The organism is Burkholderia aenigmatica, assembly GCF_048627025.1.
GTDB classification, from domain to species: Bacteria; Pseudomonadota; Gammaproteobacteria; order Burkholderiales; family Burkholderiaceae; genus Burkholderia; species Burkholderia aenigmatica.
This window is the reverse complement of sequence record NZ_CP184469.1, coordinates 638,771-653,047: the sequence shown is the minus strand read 5'-3', so window position 1 is coordinate 653,047 and position 14,277 is coordinate 638,771. Positions and strand designations below refer to the sequence as shown.

Below are 14,277 nucleotides of genomic sequence, written 5' to 3'. Positions count from 1 at the left end.
GGCAGCCTGGCCGTTTTGCTTTTCGACGCACGGCCGGATCGCAGCCTGGAGCAACCGTCCGCCCGCACCGTAGCACCTGATCTCTCTCATCGTGCGCAACCGCAGCAGATCGCATGCGCCACCTTTCGCACGCAGAGAAAAACATTCCACGTCGCGTGAAAAGTGCACGCATCTTTGGAAACACATTCCCTTTTGACAAAACTAAGATTGCCCTCAGTCGCACCGCATTCCTGTCGCCGGATACGCATCGACGATGCATCCGGTCCACCACACTCGCAATGCTGCACGGGCAATCATGAATCGCACGCTTGAACGCTTCGCCGCACACGCCGGCCTTCGCTGCTGCTCACGCGCCTGCGTCATCCATCCGTACGCGCACCCGTCCTTCATCGCCCACGAACGCATGCCGTAACGCACGGCATCGCGCACGGCGGACAGCCACGCCCGCCGCCTCACGCTGCATCGACTTCCCGCTCACGGCGACGCCGCCCGTCGCCGCGGCGTCGCACACCCTGAATTTTCGACAACAACCCCGGAGACAACCATGAAGCACTTCACCCCGACGTTCAAGCAAGGCATCGCGGCCGCCCTCCTCTGCATCGCGACCGCGACATCGCACGCGGCTGACCTGCTCGACACCGTCAAGCAGGCCGGTGTGCTGAAGATCGCGCTGGAAGGCACCTATCCGCCGTTCGACTATCGCAATGCCGATGGCCAGCTCGAAGGCTTCGACGTCGACGTCGCGAAGGCGGTTGCCGCTCGCCTCGGCGTGAAGCCGCAGTTCGTGACGACCGAATGGAGCGGGATTCTCGCCGGCCTGCAGGCCGGCAAGTTCGACGTGATCGTCAACCAGGTCGCGATCACCCCGTCGCGCCAGCAGGCGCTCGATTTCAGCGCGCCGTACGTGTATTCGTCCGCGCAGCTGCTGCAACGGCAAAACGATGCGCGCGCATTCAAGTCGCTCGACGAACTGAAGGGCAAGAAGGTCGGCGTGACGATGGGCAGCAACTATGTCGATCTGGTCAAGACCGTGCCCGCGATCGACCTGCAGGTCTACCCCGGTACGCCGGAAAACCTGCGTGACCTGGCGGCCGGCCGGATCGACGCGGCGGTCAACGATCGCCTGATGCTCAGCTACCTGATCAAGAACTCGCACCTGCCGCTGCGCCCGGGCTCCGTGCTCGCGGGCGGCGAAGACCGGATGGGCATCCCGTTCCGCAAGGGCAATCCGAAATTCGCGAAGGCCATCGACGACGCCGTGGCGTCGCTGCAGCAGGACGGCACGCTGAAGAAGATCTCGATGCAGTGGTTCGGCGCGGACACGACCAAGCCGATGACGCAATAACGCAGCCCGCCCCGCGCCCGCGCGCACGGCATGCACGAACGCGCGGGTTGTCCGGCACACAATCAGGAGACACGCAATGGAAGCACTCCAACTGGTCGTACATACGCTGCCCGTGATGGTCAAGGGCGCCATGCTCACGCTGAAGTTTGCCGTCGCGTCGATGGCGCTGGGTCTCGTCGTCGGGCTCGTGATCGCGATCATGCGCATCGGCAGCAACCGGCTTGCCGCCGGCCTCGCGCAAGGCTACGTCAGCCTGATGCGCGGCACGCCGCTGCTCGTGCAGATGTTCGTCGTCTACTACGGGCTGCCCGATCTCGGCATCACGCTCGATCCCACGACGGCCGGCATCTTCACGCTGACGCTCAACGCAGGCGCCTACCTGTCCGAGAGCATGCGCGGCGCGATTCTCGGCATCGGCCGCGGGCAATGGGCGGCCGCCCACAGTCTCGGCCTCACGCACGTACAGACATTGCGCTACGTCGTCTGTCCGCAAGCGCTGCGCCTCGCGGTGCCGAGTCTCGGCAATACGCTGATCAGCCTGATCAAGGACACGTCGCTGGTCTCCGTGATCACCGTCACCGAATTGCTGCGCTCGACGCAGGAGGTGATCGCCGCGACGTTCCAGCCGCTGCCGCTCTATCTCGCCGCCGCCGCGATCTACTGGGTCCTCAGCACGCTGCTCACGCGGCTGCAGGGCCGCGTCGAGACGCGCCTCGCACTGCCGTCCACGCATTGAACGCGCCCGACCTTCACATGAACTCCATCGACGGACAGAACATGATTACGCTCGACAACGTATCGAAATGGTATGGCAAGCATCAGGTGCTCTCGGCATGCAGCGCGGCCGTCTCGAAGGGCGAAGTGGTCGTCGTGTGCGGGCCGTCCGGCTCCGGAAAATCGACGCTGATCAAGACGATCAACGGCCTCGAACCGTTCCAGAAAGGCAGCATCACCGTCGACGGCACGCGGCTCGGCGATCCCGCCGCGAAGCTTGCGCAATTGCGCGCCCGCGTCGGCATGGTGTTCCAGCATTTCGAGCTGTTCCCGCACCTGTCGATCACCGACAACCTGACGCTTGCGCAGATCAAGGTACTCGGCCGCCGCAAGGACGAGGCCGTCGAGAACGGCATGAAGCTGCTTGACCGTGTCGGCCTGAAGGCGCATGCGCACAAATATCCGGGGCAGTTGTCCGGCGGGCAGCAGCAGCGCGTCGCGATTGCGCGCGCGCTGTCGATGAACCCGGTCGCGATGCTGTTCGACGAGCCGACCTCCGCGCTCGATCCCGAGATGATCAACGAAGTGCTCGACGTGATGGTCGAGCTCGCGCGCGACGGCATGACGATGGTATGCGTCACGCATGAAATGGGCTTTGCGCGGAAGGTCGCGCATCGCGTGATCTTCATGGACCAGGGCGCGGTGGTCGAGGACGCGGCCAGCGACCGGTTCTTCGCGGCGCCGCATTCCGAACGCGCGCGCGACTTCCTCGACAAGATCCTGCATTGACCGCGCGACGGCTGCCCCCGAATCGATTGATCGACACCCAAAGGAGACATCTTGAACCACCTGCATTCGCCCGACACCGTTCTCGCCCATGAAGGCCGCTCGCACGGCCAGCCCGGCTCGCCGGTCAACCCGCCGGTCTATCGCCAGTCGACGCTGCTCTTTCACGGCACCGACGCACTCGACGCCGTACGCGGCACGCCGCTCGCGTACGGGCGTCATGGCAGCCCGACCACGCGCGCGCTCGAGAAAGCGCTCGCGCGGCTCGAAGGCGCACACGCCGCGTTGCTGACACCCAGCGGCCTGAGTGCGATCACGACCGCACTGCTCGCGGTGCTGAATCCGGGCGACCATCTGCTGATGGCCGACTCGGTGTACGACCCGACCCGGTCGTTCTGCGACGAAACGCTGGCGCGCCTCGGCATCGCGACGACTTACTACGATCCGACGATCGGTGCGGACATCGCGTCGCTGATGCGGCCGAACACGCGCGCGGTATTCGCCGAATCGCCGGGCTCGCTGACCTTCGAAGTGCAGGATATTCCGGCCATCTGCCGCGTTGCGCACCTGCACGACGCGGTCGTGCTGCTCGACAACACGTGGGGCACGCCGCTGAATTTCCGCTCGTTTTCGCATGGCGTCGACGTGTCGATTCATGCCGCGACCAAATACATCGCCGGGCACTCGGACGTGCTGATGGGGGCGATTCTGACGACCGAGGCGCTCGCGCCGAAGGTCACGCGCTTCTATCGGCAACTCGGCATGACCGTCAGCGGCGACGACGCGTATCTCGCGCTGCGCGGCCTGCGTACGCTGTCGGTCCGGCTCGAGCGGCACCAGCGCAACGCGCAGGTGTTGACCGACTGGCTGTCGCAGCAGCCGGAAGTCGCGCGGATCCTGTATCCGGCGCGCCCCGGCGACGCCGGCCATGCGCTGTGGCAGCGCGATTTCACGGGCGCGTGCGGGCTGTTCGGCGTGGTGCTGCATCCGCAGGCCGACGAAGCCGTGCGCGCCCTGCTCGACGGCATGACGTGCTTTGGCATGGGGTATAGCTGGGGCGGCTTCGAGAGCCTGATCATCCCGTCCAATCCGGCGCGTAACCGCACCGCCACCCAATGGGCGGCGACCGGCCCGCTGCTGCGGATTCATGCGGGGCTCGAGCATCCCGACGACATGATTGCCGACCTCGCCGCCGGCTTCGCGAGAATGCGCGCCGCCGCGCTCGCGGAAGCGTGACATCCGGCGACGTTACGCATGCACGCCCACATCACGTTTTCTTCGACGTTTTTCCCTCTGTCATAGCGAGACCATCATGAAAGACACACTGTTCATTCTCCGCCCGGGTTTCTTCAAGGACTCCGAAGGTCCGTTCTACTGCGGCGATTCGGTTTCCGTCGAAGGGCTGCTGAGTTTCTATCCGCAGTTGCGCGACGCCGTCGACGTCGAATACATCGACGCCCCGCGTCCGCGCCAGCCGATCGTCACACTGCTCGGTGCGGACAACCAGTCGGCCCCGGTGCTCGTGCTCGGCGACGGACAGGTGCCGGATGACGACACCCTAGCGATTCGTGAGCACAACGGCCGACGCTTCATCGATTCGCCTGCCGATATCCGGCGGTACCTGTCGGCACAATACGGCGTGGCGCACGTCGCCTAAGCGCACCGGCGCGTGCGGTCGAGCGGCCGCACGGAACGGGGCGCGCGATGCGCGGCCCGTTCTCCGCTCCGCCGCCGGCCGCGTTACTTCACCGCCACGCGCACGTCGGCGCCCGCCGCGCGCCACGCCTTCAGCAACGCCGCGCGCCGCCGCGGATAGCGCACATCCAACGGTTCGAGCCCGACGATGCGATCGGTCCGGAAATGCCGGAAATCGTTCCGGCCTTCACACCACGCCGCCACGATCCGCACGTCATTGAAATAGCCGAGCGCGAACGGCCACACGATCCGTTCGCCGATCGTTTTCCGGCCCTCGCCCGTGTAGCGGATCCTGAGCTTGCTTTCGGTACGGATCGCCGCGCGCACGACACCCATGTCGATGGTTTCCCGATCCACGATCGTGCGCGGGCCGACGAGCAGCGTCGTGCACTCCATCTCGCGACGCAACTCGGCGGGCAGCACGGCGGAGATCTTCGCGAGTGCATCGGCGGCAGCCGTCGTGAGCTGCGCATCCGCAAACTTCCCGACCCAGCGAAAACCGAGCATCAGTGCTTCCAGTTCCGTTTGAGAAAACATCAGCGGCGGCAGCATGAACCCGGCGCGCAGCACATAGCCGACACCCGGCTCGCCGTCGATGTCGGCCCCTTGCGCCTGCAGCGACGCGATATCGCGATAGACCGTCCGGAGGCTGACGCCGAGTTCCCCGGCCAGCACGCGGCCGCTCACCGGGCGGCGGTGGCGCCGCAGCACCTGCAGCAGCGAGAGCAATCGTTCGGCACGCGTCATCGTTCCATGCTGCCACTTTCTGACAGCATCCGTTCATAGAATGGAACGCATCTTAATCGATCCCAGGACGGCTCCGCATGACTTCCCCGAATCTCGTTCTTCTGTATGTCGAGGACCCGGCGCAAAGCGCGCAATTCTACGAGCGCCTGTTCGGCCGGCCGCCGGTCGCCGTGTTTCCCACCTATGCGGCCTTCACGTTCGACAACGGGCTGCATCTGGGCCTGTGGTCGACCAGCGCACGCGATTTCGTATCGGGCGGCGCCGGCCACCGCTCGGAACTGGCCTTCATGGTCGACGACGATCGCGAAGTCCGGCGCCTGTACGACGCGTGGAAGGCACTCGGCGTGCCGTTCGAGCAGGCGCCGATGACGGCGGTATTCGGCCTGACGTTCGTCGCGCTCGACCCGGACGGCCACCGCTTGCGCGTGTGCACGCCGGACGACTGAGCGCGAGCGGGCGCGACCTTCGACCGGTCGCGCCCGCGTATTGGCTCAGACTCGCGCGTCAGCTCGCGCGCCGCACGGGCACTATTTTCGAGAAGTATTTCGCGCCCGCCACGCAGCCGACCACGACGACCGTCACCACGACCATCGATGGCGGCACCGTCTCGTGCAGCAGTCCGGCCGCGAGCAGCAAGCCGAAGAACGGCTGCAGCAGCTGCAACTGGCCGACGCCCGCGATTCCGCCGAGCGCGAGCCCGCGATACCAGAACACGAAGCCGATCAGCATGCTGAACAGCGACACGTACGCGAGCCCCCACAGCGCAGCGGCATCGACGCCGTCGAACGACACGGGCCAGGTGAACCACGTGAGCGGCAGCATCAGCGGCAGCGACAGCACGAGCGCCCACGAGATCACCTGCCAGCCACCGAGTTCGCGCGACAAGCGTGCGCCTTCCGCATAACCCAGCCCGCATGCGACGATCGAGGCCAGCATCAGCGCATCGCCGACCACCGACGCCTGGCCGCCGTTGCGCAACGCAAACGCGGCCACCGCGCCGCTGCCGATGATCGAGAAGATCCAGAACGGCAGCCGCGGCCGTTCGCCGCCGCGCCATACGCCGAACAGTGCGGTCGCGAGCGGCAGCAACCCGACGAACACGATCGCGTGCGCGGACGTCACGTGTTTCAGCGCAAGTGCCGTCAGCAATGGAAAGCCGATCACGACCCCGAGCGCGACGATGGCCAGCGACACGGCCTCGGCACGCGTCGGCCGCCGCTGCTTCAGCACGACGAGCAGCAGCAGGCCGAGCGCGCCGGCGATCGTCGCGCGCGCGAACGTGAGGAACAGCGGGTCGAGCCCCTGCACCGCGATACGCGTCGCGGGCAGCGAGCCACTGAAGATGATCACGCCCAGCAAGCCGCTGAGCCATCCGTCGGTCGTCTTTTGCACGGGAAATCCTGAATGGGATAAGTGGATGACCGATGATCCGCCGCCCACGAAAAGCGCGTAAGCTACAGCCCAATACAATTTGGACAAACTGTACTGGACAACCGGCCGTACAGTTCATTCTTCGCCATGAGCCAGGCCACGCCGCTTCCCGTTCCGCCCACCCCGTCGCGCACACGCGTGGAAACCGTGATGGATACGTTGCGCGCACGAATCGCGAGCCGCGCGCTGGTGCCCGGCGCGCGCGTGCCGTCGATCCGGATGATGGCGGACGCGCTCGGCGTGTCGAAATCGACCGTCGTCGATGCATACGAACGGCTCGCGAGCGAAGGCGTGCTCGTCGCGCGCCGCGGCTCGGGTTTCTATGTGTCGGGGCACGCGCCACCGCTCGCGCTCGCCGATCTCGGCCCGCAGCTCGATCGCGGGCTCGATCCGCTGTGGCTGTCGCGCCAGTCGCTCGAGGCGGCGCCGACGTCCGTGAAGCCCGGTTGCGGTTGGCTGCCGCCGTCGTGGCTGCCGGACGAGAGCCTGCGCCGCGCGCTGCGCGCCGCGTCGCGCGACGAATCCGACGCACTGACCGACTACGCGACGCCGCTCGGCCTGCCCGCGATGCGCCAGCAGCTCGCCTGGCGGCTCGCGCAACACGGCGTTCAGGCCGAACCCACGCAGATCATGCTGACCGACGGCGGCTCGCACGCGCTCGATCTCGTCTGCCGCCTGCTGCTGGAGCCAGGCGACACGGTCGTGCTCGACGATCCGTGCTACTTCAACTTCCAGGCGCTGCTGCGTGCGCACCGTGCGCGGATCGTCAGCGTCCCGTACACGCCGAACGGCCCCGATCTCGCGCGCTTCGAGCAGGTACTCGCCGAGCACCAACCGCGCCTGTACATCACCAACTCGGCACTGCACAACCCGACCGGCGCGACGCTCGCGGCGCCCGTCGCGCACCGGCTGCTGACGCTCGCGGCCGAGCATGACCTGCTGATCGTCGAGGACGACATCTTCGCGGATTTCGAGAGCACGCCCGCGCCGCGCCTGGCGGCCTTCGACGGGCTGTCGCGCGTCGTGTCGATCGGCAGCTTCTCGAAGACGCTGTCGGCCGCGATCCGCTGCGGCTATGTCGCCGCGCGCCCGGAATGGATCGAGGCGCTCGTCGACCTGAAGCTCGCGACGTCGTTCGGCCATGCGCAGATCGGTGCGAACGTCGTCCACCGGCTGCTCGTCGACGGCACGTACCGGCGCCACGTCGACAGCCTGCGTACGCGCCTCGCGGATGCGATGGGCGAAACGCTCCGACGCGTCACGCGCGCCGGGCTGCGGATCTGGACGGAGCCGCGCGGCGGCCTGTTCGTGTGGGCGGCGTTGCCCGACGGTCTCGACGCCGCGCGCGTCGCGCGCCATGCGCTCGATTACGATGTGGTGCTCGCGCCCGGCAATGTGTTCAGCGCGTCGCACAGCGCGACGTCGTACCTGCGCTTCAACGTGTCGCGCTGCAAGGGACCGGCGGTGTTCGATGCGCTGGCGCGGGCGATGGAGGCGGCGCAGGCGGCACGCGTCCCGGAATCGCATCCGACGAGTTGCCAATGATCCTGTTCGGCAATGCCGACAAGGCTTGCCGAACTCGATCGCGGATCACACAATGCCGAAATCCCCGTTTCGAACAAAAATCATGAGATCCATTTCCGGGAAAGCACTCTGTCTCGTCGTGGCGTTGCTGCCCACCGCGCATGCGAACGCCGATGCGGTCTACGAGTACGCGAACCACAACGAATACGTCGAGGCAACCAGGGCATCGTCCTATCTCGGTCACGACGGCAAAACCTTGCTGGTCGCCACTTACGCGTACACGTATACATTCAAAAGCACGCGCGACATCACCGAAGACCTGAATGCCATCCACAATCCGGACGCAGTCTGGCGGCCCTATCTGTCGGACATCTACGCCGACGCGAATCAGGCCTCGTTTACGACGAACCTCGTCATTTGCTTCGGACATGACAATGGCAGGCCGTCGCCCGCCGAGCGCCTGACGTTGCTGAACGCAGGATTCAAGCCTGACGGTGAATACATCCTCTGCAAGAACTCACCGATGGTCGGCACGAGAGCGCCGTTCCTGAGCGACGCCGCGCTTGGCGCGCTGGCGAAACAGAACGACATGGAGTCGATCTCGATCGGTGGACCGGCCACTGACAGCCTGACCGTTCATGTACCGGATACGACCATGGGAAAGGCGGCCAAGGTCGTCAAGGCGCCGTTCAAGAAAGCGGGCGAATTCATCCGGCATGCGATCTCACCGTTTGGACTGATGATGTGCAAAGGCAGTTGCGGCCTGCCGGGCGGCTGACCGGTCGGCGCGGGGCGGCACACACACCGCGTGCCCCCCGCCCGTCTACCTCACACCTCTCCCGCGTGCGCCCTCGCCCGCACTTCCGCAAACGACGTATCGACGAGCAACCGCCCCGTATCGAACACCGTTTCCAGCGCTTCCTCCCACTCGCCTTCCAGCATGCGGTCGTCCCACGCAGCTGGCAGCGTCGTCGTCCGATACTCACCGGTGCGGAAACTGCGCAGCAGCGTGAGCCGCCCCTTCTTCGAGCGCTTGCCCTGATCGGTGACCGGATCCTTGCGGACGTCGTGCCACACGCCGCCGCGCCGGATCGCCGAGCACTTCATCGCGAAGCGCTGCGTATCGCGGTTCACCTGCTGCAGCAGCCCGCCGCCCATGCCGAACACGACGTTGCCGGCCGCATAGCCCGCGTCGTCGAGCGCCGAAAGAATCGCTTCGATCGACAGCTCGTCAACGCCGTCGCCCTGGATCACGCGCACGCGATTCAGCACGCGCCGCCCCTTGCCGTTCACGGTCGAGCCGAACGATGCGTCGAGCGCACGCACGGTCTGCAGCACGATCGTCACGGGGTCGCCCGAATCGGGGCGCACGACCAGCGTCGCACCTGAATCGAGCACGGCCTGGCGAAGCTCGCCGCCCCACAGATCGAGTGCGGCAAACAGATCGTAGGAGTCCGATACGACCGACACGATCGCACCGGGCAGCCCAAAGCGGCGAATCATGTTCCGGTACGCATCGGCTTCGTGCTCACGCCCCCACGACGTGATCGTGCTGTGCTCGGCCGCGGGCACCGAATATGCAGCCATCGGCTCACGATAGAAGCGGTTCGCGGCCAGTACGCCGAGCACCGTGTCCGAACCCATGAAGTTCACGAGGTGCGCGGCACCGCCGATCGCGGCCGACTCCGCGCTCGATACGCCGCGCGCGCCGAAGTCGTGCAGCTTGAACGGCAGTTGCGCGAGATCGTCGTCGGTCTTTTCGAGGAAGTGGCGGATCGTCTGCCGCAGGTGCCAGCTACGCGTCGCGACCGTCACCGGATACCACACGCGCAGCAGCATCGTCTCGAGATACGACGCGAGCCAGAACACCTGCGGGTCGTCGCATTCGACCGTCATCAGCACGTTGTGTACCGGCACGACCGAGCCCTCGGGCACCGCGCGGATCTTCACCGGCAGGTAGCCGTCGTAGCGTTCGACGATGGTGCGCCACCCCGCTTCGTTGAACGGCTCGCCGTGCACCGTGAAGAAATCGCGCGCTTCGTCGATCATCGCGTGCGTGACGGGCTTGCACAGATATTCCTTCAGCAGCATCTGCAGGCCGAAGAACACCGTTCGGTCGTAGCGGCCGCCGCGCGATTCGACGTACGAGAACATCGCCGATGCGTCGGGCGGATATTGCAGGAAGTGGGAAGCCTTGTACGAATCCGTGTTGAGAATCGGATTGGCGAGAACCGCGGCAAAGCCGCCGAGATCGTTTTGCATGGCTAGAGCTCCTCTAGGCCGTTGAAGTGCCGCCGCGTCTGTCGCGGCGGACCGTCGTGCGGGGAATCAGCGAATCACAGCTTCCCCAGGAAGTGATAGGCGATGTCGAAGTGATCCTCGAACATCACGTTGCGCATCTGCGCGAATTCGTTGAGCGGCACCCAGCGCGCCTTGTCGGCGTCGTCGCTGCCCTTCACGCGCGGCAGCTCGCCGGTCGGGAAGTTGAACAGGCACGCGTGCGTGATCGTGCGGCCGCGCAGCGAACGCGTCGGGTGATCGAACACCTGGCGATCCTTGATCGAACCGCGCAGCACGGGCTCCGGCAGCTTCAGGCCGGTTTCTTCGCGCAGCTCGCGGATACAGGCTGCGTCGAGCCGCTCGTCCTGGTTCACGAACCCGCCCGGCAACGCCCACAGGCCGCGGCCCGGTTCGCTGCGGCGGCGCACCAGCAGGATATGGCCCGAGTGCACGACCACCGCGTCGACCGTCACGAACGTGACCGGATACGGGGCGGCCGCCCACGCCTTGCGATACGCGGCGATGAATTCGGCTTCCGACTTCAGCTGCGCGAATTCCGGCTGCGTGCGGAAACGCTCGAGCCAGCCGAACACGGGTTCCGGCACGGCCCACTGCACGAAGCTGTTGGGGCGTTCGGCGAAATACTGGTCGCGGATCTCGGTGGCGGAAATGTCTTCCGTCGCGTCGACGTCGACGAGTTCCCATTGCGGGAACATCCGCAGGTAATACGACGTGGCGTCCTTCTCGTGGCCGATCAGCCCGACCTTGCGCTGCGCGATGTCGCCGAGCGCGGACGCGACGGCGTCCTGTACCCAGCGCACCCAGTCGCCGTCGTTGTAGGTCGAATCCTGCAACGGCGCAATCGTGACGCGGTCGCGCTCGGACGCGTCGAACAGCGAAGCCAGCATCTGGCGGCGCTCGTCGAACGAGAACGGATCCTTGATGGTGCGGGGCTTGTCGGTCGACCCGATCAGCACGCACACGCGCTCGGCCCGGCTCAGTGCCGACTTCAGCACATTCAGGTGACCACGATGCGGAGGCTGGAAACGACCGATGAAAACGAGCGCGTCGAAGCGCCGGTTCTGTTGCGTACTCATGAGGCTCCCTCAAGAGATTGAAACGCTTCGGGTCTTTCCCGAAGGGTTGGAATGAATCCTAGGGGAAATCCCGGGGGGCGTCAATCGAGCCCATCCTCGACTTGACGAAGTCTGAAGAAATGCGCGGCACGGGCGGGTTACACTCGATTTCATCCCAATCCGCACCAGTGCGCCCGCCATCATGAGGATCTCAGTCAGCCGGACCGTCGGCGTCGATCGCAGACGCCTCTTCACGTGGTCGCAGGATTACGCGCGGCGGCTCGTGTGGGACAGCTTCCTCACCGACGCCTATCTGCTCGACGGCATGACGGCCGACGTCGGCGTCGACGCGTTCTGCCGCAGCCAGTCGGGCGCGACGATGGTGTCGCGCTACATCTCGTACCGTCCGCCGCAGGTCGCCGCCGTCGAAATGGTCGACGGGCCGAAAGTGCTCGAACGTTTCAGCGGTAGCTGGAACTTCACCGAGCACACACCCGGCACGACCGAGGTGAAATTCACGTACCACTTCCGCGCGCAGCCGGCCTGGCTACGCTGGCTGCTCGAACCGCTGATCGGCGCGTTCTATCTCGTGCAGACACGCCGGCGGCTCGATTCGTTCAAGCGCTGGGCCGAAGCCGAAGCACTGCCGCACTGACCGGCGGCCCCGGGCCACACGGCCCGGCGTGTCCGCGTCATCGCCTCCCGAACGGGTTCGAACGCGCCACCGCCGCGCCATCGGGCATGCCCCGCGCATTTGCCAGATTCGCCGAACCCGGGGAAACTACGGGCGGCCGCCATTCCGACGGCGCACCCCGACCGAGAGAACGGGGCCCCCTCCCTGAAACGGCTTCGACACGACCATAATCCAATGAGCCTGATATCCCGATTCTTTGGCCGCAAGGAAGAACCCGAAAACCCCGTCGCGCTGGTCGCGGCAACCGACATCGAGAATCCGCCGAACGTGACGGTCGTCTTCGACGGCCCGCTGCAGGTCGATATCGCCGCGCTGACCGCCGCGCTGCGCGCGTACCACCCGAGCATGAAGCAGGCGCGCGTCGAGACCGAGCCGACGCTCGAGCACGTATTCGGGCTCGCCGGCTGGGGCAACCACGTCGTCCAGCTCGTCGGCTTCGACGCGCCCTATCCGTCCGAAGCACTGGAAGCGTGCGTCGCGCCGGCCCACTACGGGCAGGACCTGAAGCAGCAGGTGCGCGCGAGCCGCAGCCATGTGATCCTCTACTACGCCGGGCACGAAGCGAATCCGCTCGAACAGTATGTCGCGCTGGCAGCCGTCGCCGGCGCGCTGGCCGAACAGAACGGCCTCGCGGTGCTGAACGAGCACGCGCACACGTCGCTGCCGGCCGGCGTCTTCAATGCGAAGGAACTCGGCGACGAAAGCCTCGACGTGCTGCGGGATATCCCGCTGAACCTGTTCTTCTGCGGCTTCGTGAAATACGACGTCGAAGGCGTCGACGGCGTGTGGATGCGCACCTATGGCGCCGACGTGTTCGGCCTGCCCGATTTCGCCGCGCTCGCGGCAGGTCATCACGAAGGCGAACGTTATTCGGGCATCTTCAACAACGTGATGCACTACCTGCTGGAAAGCGGCGCGCAGATGCATGCGGGCGAAACGATGCAGATCGGTGCGGAAACGTACATGAAGCTGCGCGAACCGCTCGAGCACGAGTACTACCTGCAGGGGCCGGCACCGGTGCTGGTGGCCGAGCTGATCTCGGCGGACCAGATCAATCGCTGAGCGCGCCCTGCCACACCGCTTCGCACCATGATGCGCGGCGCCAGGTTCGATGCTTCGCGAACCGCGTGCGCCGCGGCATCACCTGACGGCGGCGTGACAGCCTCCGTTCGAACCCGCTGAGGAACCGCCCGTGTTCGGTATTCGCCTGGGTCTCACGCTGGCCGCCATCGGCCTCTCGTTGTCGGCCCATGCCGACAGCATCGAATGCGCGCATGCGAAGACGCGCACCGATCGCCTGATCTGCGCCGACGAGGCGCTCCTGTCAGCCGACAGCGCATTGTCGAGCGCGTACGACGACGCCGTCGGCATCGCCGACGACCAGCAGGCCGTGATCCGGTCGCAATGCGCGTGGCTCGCGCAGCGCGACGCCTGCACCGACGCCGCCTGCATCGCCACGGCCTACCGCGACCGTACCGAGGCGTTGAAGCAGGTGAAACACGCGGGCTGGAAAACCTATCGCGACCCGGCGCTCGGCGTCTCGTTCGAATACCTCGCGAACCGGCAGGTGAAGAAGCCCTGCCCCGAAATCGGCGGCAACCGCTGCATCGCGATCGTCGGCCGCAACATGACGTACAGCAGCTACCTCATCGCGTTCCATATCGTCGACGGCGCGCTGGAGCCGGTCGCGGAGAAAGAAGCGGGATTCGAGAAGCAGGACGACGGCAAGTGGGTGACGTCATACGGCTCCGGCATCGCACAGGAGGTCGAGCGTTTCTCCGGTGCCGGCTGGCGCGGCATGCAGGCAACGATCATGTGCCGCATCAACGATCCGAAAACCGGCTTCTACTCGGCGGCCGGCGAGTGCTATTGGGCCGTGCTGAGCAACGGCAAGCGTGCGGTCGTCGCGACGACGCAGGGCTACGTCGGCACCGACGACGCGACGTTGCACAGCGTATCGTCGTTCCGGTTCGACCGTTAGCGGG

General features: G+C 66.0%; 15 protein-coding genes. 11 read left to right on the top strand and 4 right to left on the bottom strand.

Features of this window, described 5'->3' with window-relative positions:
- Nucleotides 1-544: 544 nt before the first annotated feature.
- The 5 genes from ACN8ZM_RS20005 (at nucleotide 545) to ACN8ZM_RS19985 (ending at nucleotide 4,502) form a co-directional block, all read left to right on the top strand.
- Nucleotides 545-1,345: a transporter substrate-binding domain-containing protein gene (locus ACN8ZM_RS20005; RefSeq protein ID WP_420212160.1), complete on the top strand. Its 801-nt coding sequence runs from the start codon at nucleotides 545-547 to the stop codon at nucleotides 1,343-1,345.
- A 76-nt stretch (nucleotides 1,346-1,421) separates the two neighbouring features.
- Nucleotides 1,422-2,081 carry an amino acid ABC transporter permease gene (locus tag ACN8ZM_RS20000; protein WP_043179990.1) on the top strand — a complete coding sequence of 220 codons (660 nt, stop codon included), beginning with the start codon at nucleotides 1,422-1,424 and terminating at the stop codon, nucleotides 2,079-2,081.
- A gap of 41 nt (nucleotides 2,082-2,122) precedes the next feature.
- Nucleotides 2,123-2,848 (top strand): amino acid ABC transporter ATP-binding protein, encoded by a 726-nt coding sequence (locus tag ACN8ZM_RS19995; protein WP_043181353.1) that lies wholly within the window; start codon nucleotides 2,123-2,125, stop codon nucleotides 2,846-2,848.
- A 51-nt stretch (nucleotides 2,849-2,899) separates the two neighbouring features.
- Nucleotides 2,900-4,081 carry a cystathionine beta-lyase gene (metC, locus tag ACN8ZM_RS19990; protein ID WP_420212159.1) on the top strand — a complete coding sequence of 394 codons (1,182 nt, stop codon included), beginning with the start codon at nucleotides 2,900-2,902 and terminating at the stop codon, nucleotides 4,079-4,081.
- Between the two features lie 76 nt (nucleotides 4,082-4,157).
- Nucleotides 4,158-4,502, top strand: a complete 345-nt coding sequence (locus tag ACN8ZM_RS19985; protein WP_043179994.1) for a DUF3088 domain-containing protein — start codon at nucleotides 4,158-4,160, stop codon at nucleotides 4,500-4,502.
- 83 nt (nucleotides 4,503-4,585) lie between these two features.
- Here the strand turns inward: ACN8ZM_RS19985 and ACN8ZM_RS19980 are convergent, their stop codons facing one another.
- On the bottom strand, nucleotides 4,586-5,287 hold the full coding sequence (locus ACN8ZM_RS19980; protein WP_420212158.1) for a helix-turn-helix transcriptional regulator: 702 nt from the start codon (nucleotides 5,285-5,287) through the stop codon (nucleotides 4,586-4,588).
- A gap of 77 nt (nucleotides 5,288-5,364) precedes the next feature.
- Here ACN8ZM_RS19980 and ACN8ZM_RS19975 point away from each other — a divergent pair, with 77 nt between their 5' ends.
- Nucleotides 5,365-5,733, top strand: coding sequence for a VOC family protein (locus ACN8ZM_RS19975; RefSeq protein WP_089452268.1), 369 nt, complete (start codon nucleotides 5,365-5,367; stop codon nucleotides 5,731-5,733).
- A 58-nt stretch (nucleotides 5,734-5,791) separates the two neighbouring features.
- Here ACN8ZM_RS19975 and ACN8ZM_RS19970 read toward each other — a convergent pair whose 3' ends face one another.
- Nucleotides 5,792-6,679: a DMT family transporter gene (locus ACN8ZM_RS19970; RefSeq protein WP_420212157.1), complete on the bottom strand. Its 888-nt coding sequence runs from the start codon at nucleotides 6,677-6,679 to the stop codon at nucleotides 5,792-5,794.
- Between the two features lie 126 nt (nucleotides 6,680-6,805).
- Between ACN8ZM_RS19970 and ACN8ZM_RS19965 the strand changes: the two genes are divergently transcribed.
- Together ACN8ZM_RS19965 and ACN8ZM_RS19960 are read left to right on the top strand one after the other, a co-directional pair.
- Nucleotides 6,806-8,263, top strand: coding sequence for a PLP-dependent aminotransferase family protein (locus tag ACN8ZM_RS19965; RefSeq protein WP_420212156.1), 1,458 nt, complete (start codon nucleotides 6,806-6,808; stop codon nucleotides 8,261-8,263).
- An 82-nt stretch (nucleotides 8,264-8,345) separates the two neighbouring features.
- Entirely contained in the window at nucleotides 8,346-9,020 is a 675-nt protein-coding gene (locus ACN8ZM_RS19960) for a hypothetical protein (RefSeq protein ID WP_420212155.1), read from the top strand.
- A 50-nt stretch (nucleotides 9,021-9,070) separates the two neighbouring features.
- Here the strand turns inward: ACN8ZM_RS19960 and ACN8ZM_RS19955 are convergent, their stop codons facing one another.
- Both ACN8ZM_RS19955 and ACN8ZM_RS19950 read right to left on the bottom strand, forming a co-directional pair.
- On the bottom strand, nucleotides 9,071-10,504 hold the full coding sequence (locus tag ACN8ZM_RS19955; RefSeq protein ID WP_205823980.1) for a nicotinate phosphoribosyltransferase: 1,434 nt from the start codon (nucleotides 10,502-10,504) through the stop codon (nucleotides 9,071-9,073).
- 74 nt (nucleotides 10,505-10,578) lie between these two features.
- Complete coding sequence (locus ACN8ZM_RS19950; RefSeq protein ID WP_420212154.1) at nucleotides 10,579-11,619, bottom strand: bifunctional nicotinamide-nucleotide adenylyltransferase/Nudix hydroxylase; 1,041 nt, start codon at nucleotides 11,617-11,619, stop codon at nucleotides 10,579-10,581.
- Between the two features lie 181 nt (nucleotides 11,620-11,800).
- Between ACN8ZM_RS19950 and ACN8ZM_RS19945 the strand changes: the two genes are divergently transcribed.
- The 3 genes from ACN8ZM_RS19945 to ACN8ZM_RS19935 all read left to right on the top strand — a co-directional run bounded on the left by ACN8ZM_RS19945 (nucleotide 11,801) and on the right by ACN8ZM_RS19935 (nucleotide 14,273).
- A complete protein-coding gene (locus ACN8ZM_RS19945) occupies nucleotides 11,801-12,253 on the top strand; it encodes a type II toxin-antitoxin system RatA family toxin (RefSeq protein ID WP_027789550.1) in 453 nt (150 codons plus the stop codon).
- 213 nt (nucleotides 12,254-12,466) lie between these two features.
- Nucleotides 12,467-13,354 carry a DUF4261 domain-containing protein gene (locus ACN8ZM_RS19940; RefSeq protein WP_301768460.1) on the top strand — a complete coding sequence of 296 codons (888 nt, stop codon included), beginning with the start codon at nucleotides 12,467-12,469 and terminating at the stop codon, nucleotides 13,352-13,354.
- 130 nt (nucleotides 13,355-13,484) lie between these two features.
- The gene (locus tag ACN8ZM_RS19935) at nucleotides 13,485-14,273 is read left to right on the top strand and encodes a lysozyme inhibitor LprI family protein (RefSeq protein ID WP_420212153.1); all 789 of its coding nucleotides are present in this window, start codon (nucleotides 13,485-13,487) and stop codon (nucleotides 14,271-14,273) included.
- The last annotated feature ends 4 nt before the right edge of the window (nucleotides 14,274-14,277 follow it).

Bases quoted from the DNA above. Each gene is read 5' to 3' on its own strand.
- ACN8ZM_RS20005 (WP_420212160.1), top strand. From the start codon at position 545: ATGAAGCACTTCACCCCGACGTTCAAGCAAGGCATCGCGGCCGCCCTC.
- ACN8ZM_RS20000 (WP_043179990.1), top strand. From the start codon at position 1,422: ATGGAAGCACTCCAACTGGTCGTACATACGCTGCCCGTGATGGTCAAG.
- ACN8ZM_RS19995 (WP_043181353.1), top strand. From the start codon at position 2,123: ATGATTACGCTCGACAACGTATCGAAATGGTATGGCAAGCATCAGGTG.
- ACN8ZM_RS19985 (WP_043179994.1), top strand. From the start codon at position 4,158: ATGAAAGACACACTGTTCATTCTCCGCCCGGGTTTCTTCAAGGACTCC.
- ACN8ZM_RS19980 (WP_420212158.1), bottom strand. From the start codon at position 5,287: ATGACGCGTGCCGAACGATTGCTCTCGCTGCTGCAGGTGCTGCGGCGC.
- ACN8ZM_RS19975 (WP_089452268.1), top strand. From the start codon at position 5,365: ATGACTTCCCCGAATCTCGTTCTTCTGTATGTCGAGGACCCGGCGCAA.
- ACN8ZM_RS19965 (WP_420212156.1), top strand. From the start codon at position 6,806: ATGAGCCAGGCCACGCCGCTTCCCGTTCCGCCCACCCCGTCGCGCACA.
- ACN8ZM_RS19960 (WP_420212155.1), top strand. From the start codon at position 8,346: ATGAGATCCATTTCCGGGAAAGCACTCTGTCTCGTCGTGGCGTTGCTG.
- ACN8ZM_RS19955 (WP_205823980.1), bottom strand. From the start codon at position 10,504: ATGCAAAACGATCTCGGCGGCTTTGCCGCGGTTCTCGCCAATCCGATT.
- ACN8ZM_RS19950 (WP_420212154.1), bottom strand. From the start codon at position 11,619: ATGAGTACGCAACAGAACCGGCGCTTCGACGCGCTCGTTTTCATCGGT.
- ACN8ZM_RS19945 (WP_027789550.1), top strand. From the start codon at position 11,801: ATGAGGATCTCAGTCAGCCGGACCGTCGGCGTCGATCGCAGACGCCTC.
- ACN8ZM_RS19940 (WP_301768460.1), top strand. From the start codon at position 12,467: ATGAGCCTGATATCCCGATTCTTTGGCCGCAAGGAAGAACCCGAAAAC.